Origin of the sequence: Rhodoplanes sp. SY1 (assembly GCF_046000175.1) — a bacterium.
GTDB lineage: Bacteria > Pseudomonadota > Alphaproteobacteria > Rhizobiales > Xanthobacteraceae > Rhodoplanes.
This window is the reverse complement of sequence record NZ_JBEOMB010000114.1, coordinates 1-5,443: the sequence shown is the minus strand read 5'-3', so window position 1 is coordinate 5,443 and position 5,443 is coordinate 1. Positions and strand designations below refer to the sequence as shown.

The 5,443-nt window shown below is 70.6% G+C and carries 6 protein-coding genes; 4 read left to right on the top strand and 2 right to left on the bottom strand.

Annotation, left to right across the window (positions count from 1 at the left end; genetic code table 11):
* From ABTU92_RS23780 to ABTU92_RS23770, 3 genes are all read left to right on the top strand, one after another.
* Nucleotides 1-782: tetratricopeptide repeat protein (locus ABTU92_RS23780; protein ID WP_408094101.1), on the top strand; the 782-nt coding region annotated here is incomplete at its 5' end.
* Nucleotides 783-1,014: 232 nt separating this feature from the next.
* Nucleotides 1,015-1,944: a sulfite exporter TauE/SafE family protein gene (locus tag ABTU92_RS23775; protein WP_408094100.1), complete on the top strand. Its 930-nt coding sequence runs from the start codon at nt 1,015-1,017 to the stop codon at nt 1,942-1,944.
* Complete coding sequence (locus ABTU92_RS23770) at nt 1,941-2,735, top strand: TIGR02186 family protein (RefSeq protein WP_408094099.1); 795 nt, start codon at nt 1,941-1,943, stop codon at nt 2,733-2,735. Before ABTU92_RS23775 ends, ABTU92_RS23770 begins: the two co-directional genes overlap by 4 nt.
* A gap of 222 nt (nt 2,736-2,957) precedes the next feature.
* On the opposite strand, the gene ABTU92_RS23765 is transcribed toward ABTU92_RS23770, so the two are convergent.
* Both ABTU92_RS23765 and ABTU92_RS23760 read right to left on the bottom strand, forming a co-directional pair.
* Nucleotides 2,958-4,058 (bottom strand): esterase, encoded by a 1,101-nt coding sequence (locus ABTU92_RS23765; RefSeq protein WP_408094098.1) that lies wholly within the window; start codon nt 4,056-4,058, stop codon nt 2,958-2,960.
* A 116-nt stretch (nt 4,059-4,174) separates the two neighbouring features.
* The gene (locus tag ABTU92_RS23760) at nt 4,175-4,957 is read right to left on the bottom strand and encodes a HugZ family protein (protein WP_408094097.1); all 783 of its coding nucleotides are present in this window, start codon (nt 4,955-4,957) and stop codon (nt 4,175-4,177) included.
* 219 nt (nt 4,958-5,176) lie between these two features.
* On the opposite strand from ABTU92_RS23760, the gene ABTU92_RS23755 reads away from it, so the two are divergent.
* Nucleotides 5,177-5,443 (top strand): response regulator (locus tag ABTU92_RS23755; RefSeq protein WP_408094096.1); only part of this gene is annotated, 267 nt, incomplete at its 3' end.

Below are 5,443 nucleotides of genomic sequence, written 5' to 3'. Positions count from 1 at the left end.
CCTCGCCGATGCCGCCCGCAGCCGGTCCGGCCGCGCCGCCGGACGATGCCGGGTCCATCGAGGCGTGGCCCGAGACCCTGCCGGCGGCGCTCGCCAGCAAGCCGCTCGTCGCCGGCGTCGCCGCCCGCAATCCGGCGGCCGCCTACGAGATCGCCATGCGCTACGCCGAAGGGCGCGGCGTGACGGCCGACCTCGCCGCCGCCCTGCCGTGGTTCCAGCGCGCCGCCGCGGCCGGCCTCGCGCCCGCCCAGTTCCGGCTCGGCAGCCTCTACGAGAAGGGCAACGGCGTGAAGAAGGACCTCGCCGAGGCGCGGCGCTGGTATCTTCTCGCGGCCGAGCGCGGCAACGCCAATGCGATGCACAACATCGCCGTGCTCTACGCCGAAGGCATCGACGGCAAGCCCGACTTCCCGACCGCCGTGCAGTGGTTCACCAAGGCGGCCCGCCACGGCGTCGCCGACAGCCAGTACAATCTCGCGATCCTCCACGCCCGCGGCATCGGCACCGAGCAGAACCTCGCCGAGGCCTACAAGTGGTTCGCGATCGCCGCCCAGAAGGGCGACAAGGACGCCGCCAAGAAGCGCGACGACCTCGCCGCGCGGCTCGATCAGCAGAGCCTGACCGCCGCGCGCCTGGCCGCCCAGAGCTTCGTGCCGCTGGTCGCGCCCGAGGACGCCATGACGGTGCCGCCGCCGCCCGGCGGCTGGGAGGACGCGGCCTCCGGCCGCGGCCGCGCGAAGCCCAAGAGCCGCATCCCGATGGAGCAGGCCGCGCGGCTGTGACGTCTTTCGCGCACGGCGTGCGCGGGGGGACGGGAGCGCGGATCACACGCGGCGGCGACGGCCGCCGACCTGCGGCCGACGTCCTGCGGCCGGGACGCCGCTTTTCGCTTTCCGTTTGTGGGGCTAGCCTGTAGCTCTTCGCTGCAGCGCGGACGTACCGCGCCGCGCCGCCGTGACGACCCTCGACCCCTGACCGGCATGCGTCCCCGGACCAGGCCGCGGATCCGAGCCCGTGGACATTTATCTCCCGATCGCCGACCTGCCGGTGAACGTGTTCCTCGTCTTCGCGATGGGGACCGCGGTCGGGTTCATCTCGGGCATGTTCGGGATCGGCGGCGGCTTCCTGATGACGCCGCTGCTGATCTTCATCGGCGTGTCGCCCGCCGTCGCGGTGGCGACGGTGTCGAGCCACATCGCCGCGTCGTCGTTCTCGGGCGCGCTCAACTACTGGCGCCGCCGCGCCATCGATCTCGCGCTCGCTTTCATGCTGCTGATCGGCGGCCTGATCGGCACCGCGGCCGGAGTGTGGCTGTTCACGCAGCTGCGCGCGATCGGCCAGCTCGATCTCGTCATCGCGCTCTCCTACGTCGTGCTCCTGTCGTCGGTCGGCAGCCTGATGGTGGCCGAGAGCGTGCAGGCGATCATCCGGCTCCAGCGCGACAAGAACACGGTGCCGGCCCGCCACCCGGGCGGCCACACCTGGCTGCACGGGCTGCCTCTCAAGGTGCGGTTCAAGCAGTCGCGGCTCTACGTGTCGGTGATCCCGGTGTGGATCATCGGTTTCGTGATGGGCTTCCTCGGCGCCATCATGGGCATCGGCGGCGGCTTCATCCTGGTGCCGGCGCTGATCTACATCCTGCACGTGCCGACCAGCGTGGTGATCGGCACCTCGATGGTGCTCACCCTCGTCACCATGGCGAGCGCGACCATCATGCACTCCGCGACCAATCATCTGGTCGACGCGCTGCTCGCCCTGCTCTTGATGGTCGGCGGTGTGATCGGCGCCCAGTTCGGGGCGCAGGCCGGGCAGAAGATGCGGTCCGAGCGGCTGCGGCTGATGCTCGGCCTCCTGGTGCTCGCGGTCGGCCTGCGCTTCGCCGTGAACCTGTTCGTCGTGCCGGGCGAGCTGTTCTCGTTCCGGCTGATGGAGGGCGGCCGATGAGACGCGCGCTGCTCGTCCTCGCCGCGCTGATCGCCGTGCTGGCCGGCGTGGCGTCGACGGCCGGCGGCGCGCGCGCCGCCGAGCGGCTCGTCACCTCGCTGTCGACCCACCGGGTGCTGATCAACTCGGTGTTCACGGGCGCCGAGGTGGTGCTGTTCGGCGCCGTCGAGAGCGACGGGGCGCCGCCGCCGCGGCGCGGCGGCTACGACGTGATCGCCACCGTGGTCGGGCCGCCCCAGACCCTCAAGACGCTGAAGAAGGAGCGTTTGCTCGGCATCTGGATCAACGCCGATTCACGCACCTTCATCGGCGTTCCCGCGTATCTCGCCGTGCTCGGCACGCGGCCGTTCGACCGCTTCGTACCGCCCGACCGGCTGCGCCGGCTGCAGATCGGCCTCACCAACCTGGTGCTGCCGCAGCAGATCGGCCCCGATATCGCCGACGTCGTGGCCGACGACCCCTTCCGCCAGGCGTTCCTGCGGCTGAAGACCGAGCGCAAGCTCTACATCGAGGATCCGACCGCCGTCACGATGCTGTCGCCGACCCTGTTCCAGGCGTCGATCCCGCTGCCCGCCGAGGCGCCGGTCGGCATCTACGATGTCGACGTGAAGCTGTTCCACGACGGCGTGCTGGTGGCGCGCTCGACCTCGGCCTTCGAGATCGCCAAGGTCGGCTTCGAGCGGTTCGTCGCCACCGCGGCGGTCGACAACGGCCTCCTCTACGGCATCGTCACCGCCATGATGGCGCTGCTGACCGGCTGGCTCGCCTCGGTGGTGTTCCGACGGGATTGAGGGGGCGCTCGCTGCGCGGGGGAAGGCCTCGTGTCCCGGGCGCGACGCGCCGCGAACCGGGACCCAGGGGCGATCAGGCAATGCGTCTCCCGAGTCGCCCCTGGGCCCCGGCTCTGCGGCGCATCAGGCCTGCGGCCTGTCGCGCCTTGTCCGGGGCACGAGACCGAGCATCGTGGCCGGGCCGAAGCCCGGCCACGAGGCGCTCGGGTGTTTGGCGGCGGCCTACTCGACCAGCCCCTTCTTCACCAGCCAGTCCTGGATCAGGTCGGCGACCTGGCCGTTGTTCTTGTCCATCATGAGCATGTGCGAGTTGCCCTTGATGCCGACCTTGGGCAGGTCGACGACGTCGACGCTGCCGCCCGCCGCCTTGATCGCATCGCCGAACGAGACGTCCTTGGCCCGCATGGTCGGCCAGCGCGAGTCCTGCTCGATGTAGTCGCCGAACACCATCAGGGTGGGCACGTCCTTCAGGGCCGCCGCCTTGGCCGGGTCGCCCGGCACGGCCGGCTCGACCGCCACCAGCGCCTTGACCTTGTCGGGATGCGCCTGGGCGATCTTGAAGGCGAAGCCACCGGCCTGGCTGTGGAACAGGATCACGCAGGGGCAGACCTTCTGCACCAGCTCCGTGTAGGCTGCGATGATCGCCTTGTCGCTGTCGAGCCAGCGCGGCACGTTCTGGCGCACGAAGCTGTCGTAGGCCTCGACCGGGAACTGGCTGCCGGGCAGGGTCTTCAGCTTGGCCGGATCGGGATTCCACGAGCCCGGGCCGGCGCCGATGCGGAACCGCTCGAAGGCGTTGGCGCGGGTGAGGAAGACGGGCGAGCTCGGCCAGATGTCGGGACTCGGATAGCCCGAGCGGCCGCGCTCGACCGCGTCGGAGACGTAGACGTCCCAGCCCTTGCGCACGAACATGTTGAGCCAGCCGTCGCGGCCGTCCGGCGTCGTCTCGTAGGTCACGCCGGTCAGCCCGCCGCCGTGCCACATGAGCAGCGGGTACTTGCCCTTGCGGGTGGCCGGGAAGAAGTACTGCACGTACATCTGCTCGATCTGATAGGGGCCGTTCGGGTCCATCTTGGCGGGCGTGCCGCCGGCCGCGAACACCACTTCGCGCACCGGCTTGCCGGTGACCTCGACGATGCGGCCGCCGATGTGGAACGAGCCCATGTCGCGCAGCGCGATCGGCTCCTTCTTGGCGGCGGGATCGGGCAGCACCGGCCCGGTCGGGGTCGGGGCGGTGGGCGCGGTCTGGGCGAGGACCGACGAGGAGAGCGCGGAGGCGCCGAGAAGGCCGAGCGCGAGCCCGGCCAGCAGCAGTGTTCTCATTTTTTGAAGATCTCCCGGAAGTGACGACGCCCGGGATGGTAGACCGCGACGGCTAGGCCGCAAGGCATCCCTTCGCGTGTGCCCGACGGAGACACGCAGCAGGACGCGATGCGGGCTCACCCTTTCGCGCGGGCCTCGTCCGCCATCCGCTTCAGCACCGCGCGGAGCCCTGCCGCCGTCGTGATGCGCTCGGGGAAGGCGACGCGGCGGGTGAGGTCGCCGGCGGCGAGATCGAGGCCGTCGGGGTCGAGGCCCGTCACCTTCCACGGACCGGCGGGCGCGCCGGCCAGCACGGTCGCGTAGAGCGTCACGGCCTCGGCGTGGTCCTGGTTCATGTGGGCGACGGCGCTCTCCTCGGCCGCCAGGAGGTCCTCGGCGCCGGAAAGGTCGCTCAGCACGTCCTCCGGCGCGAGATCGGCGGCGCGGGCGAAGCCGCCGTTCAGATGGAAGGCCGCGACGATCATGCGCCAGGTCGAGAAGTCGGGCAGGGCGGCATAGAGCTCGGCCTTGGGATGGTGCGACAGGAAGCGGCGGCGCAACGCCGGGTCGTCGTCGCGCACCAGGCTGCCCAGCACGGTGAGGCGCGGATGGGCGAGCGGGTCGCCCTTGCCGGTCGCGGCGAGCAGGATCGAGGCGCGGCCGTCGCGCTCCAGATTGGCCGTGTGGGTGGCGAGCCGGGAGAGCAGCAGCACCGGCGACCCGTCCGCCGCGGTCGCGACGTTGACGAGCGAGCCGAACGGGTGGCCGGTGTGGCGGTCGTTGGTCGAGAGGGTGCCGGCGCGGGTCGCCCGCAGCAGCTGCCGGGCCACTACGACAGGAACGAAGTCCTCGGGAAGCTTGGCGTTTTCCGGGATGCGCCCGGGCATCGTGCCGGGCCGGGGAGGCGGAATGTCGGTCACGGACGGTCTCCTGGTCGAGCCCCGACTGTCGGATGCCGGAACGACGAAATAAAGCCCGGCGCGAACCCGGTATGGCGAAATCCCGCGCAAATCACTAGACTCCGCGCCGGAACGCGCAGCTCGGACCCGCTCCCGCCCCGGCCGGAGGGGTCACATTTCGGCCCAGCTTTGCGGGCTTCAAGGCCCGAAGAGTTTGCCCGACAACGGGAAAAGAGGCCCATGCCGACCATCGCGCTCGTCGACGACGACCGGAACATCCTCACCTCGATTTCCATCGCGCTCGAGGCCGAAGGCTATCGGATCATGACCTACACGGACGGCGCCTCGGCGCTGGACGGGTTCAAGACCTCGATGCCGGATCTCGCGATCCTCGACATCAAGATGCCCCGCATGGACGGCATGGAGACGCTCCGGCGGCTGCGCCAGAAGTCCGACGTGCCCGTCATCTTCCTCACCTCCAAGGACGAGGAGATCGACGAGCTGTTC

Coding starts and splice junctions, on each gene's coding strand:
- ABTU92_RS23765 (WP_408094098.1), bottom strand. CDS start 4,058: ATGAGAACACTGCTGCTGGCCGGGCTCGCGCTCGGCCTTCTCGGCGCC.
- ABTU92_RS23770 (WP_408094099.1), top strand. CDS start 1,941: ATGAGACGCGCGCTGCTCGTCCTCGCCGCGCTGATCGCCGTGCTGGCC.